At 35.4% G+C, this 861-nt stretch carries 1 protein-coding gene; it reads left to right on the top strand.

Going from position 1 to position 861, the window contains the following annotated elements:
• Positions 1-303 (top strand): hypothetical protein (locus BSAG_RS25870; RefSeq protein WP_232287670.1); only part of this gene is annotated, 303 nt, incomplete at its 5' end.
• Between the last annotated feature and the right edge of the window lie 558 nt (positions 304-861).

The following is an 861-nucleotide window of genomic DNA, read 5'->3' as shown; positions in this document are numbered from 1 at the left end:
GCCGTAAATTTATTGACCTTATTCAAATACCTATTATCTTCAATCGTATCGCTACTCTCTCGGACAAGTATTGACGGTTCTATTTTTTACTTGTACTACTTGTATTGTTTATCAATATTTCAAAGAACTTGCTGCTTTCGTTTTAAAAGCGGGTGCAAAGGTAAAGGCTTTATTTTTAACTACCAAACTTTTTCGGAAGTTTTTTTCTTTTTACTCATTTCTCAGGCTCTCTATGCGAAAGGGAAAGAATGCACAAAAGAAAAAGAAAGGCCGTTTTCTTTGCGAATCGGACTGCAAAGATAAGAACTTTATTTATTATCCTCCAAAACTTTTTGGAAGTTTTTTTGTTCTTTTCTTTAAGCGCAATTTCGCTTTTTCACTATGTCAATTCTGCAAGGCTTTCTTCTCTTGGAAAGCGGGTGCAAAAGTACGCCCTTTTCGTATACAATCCCAATATATTAAACTCTTTTTTCGAAGTTTTTTTGAAAGAATCTGCTAAAACGCTGAAGGATAATGATGTTGTAGAACATATTTTTTTATCATAAGTGGATTGGGAGCGGAAACGGTACACATGGAACACATTATTATATCACACGCGGGCGCGTAGGCGCACGCAAGAGAGAAAAAGATGCAGAAGAAAGAAATAACAAAATTACAGTCGAATTACAGCTGAGAAAAAGACAACAGGAAGAAAGAGACAAGAAGATGATATAGAAGGAAAGCAAGAAAAAGAACGAAATGTAAAAAGAATACTAGGGATATACCACAAAGGGACATTACAAAAGGAGATTATTAAAGGGGATGGATTAATTGGAATGGTTAATTGGGCATGACCAGCAGAATACAGGATATTCAGCGACG

Source organism: Bacteroides sp. D1 (assembly GCF_000157095.2).
GTDB lineage: Bacteria > Bacteroidota > Bacteroidia > Bacteroidales > Bacteroidaceae > Bacteroides > Bacteroides xylanisolvens.
Note: the sequence above shows the minus strand (reverse complement) of the source record. Positions and strands in the feature narration are given on the sequence as shown.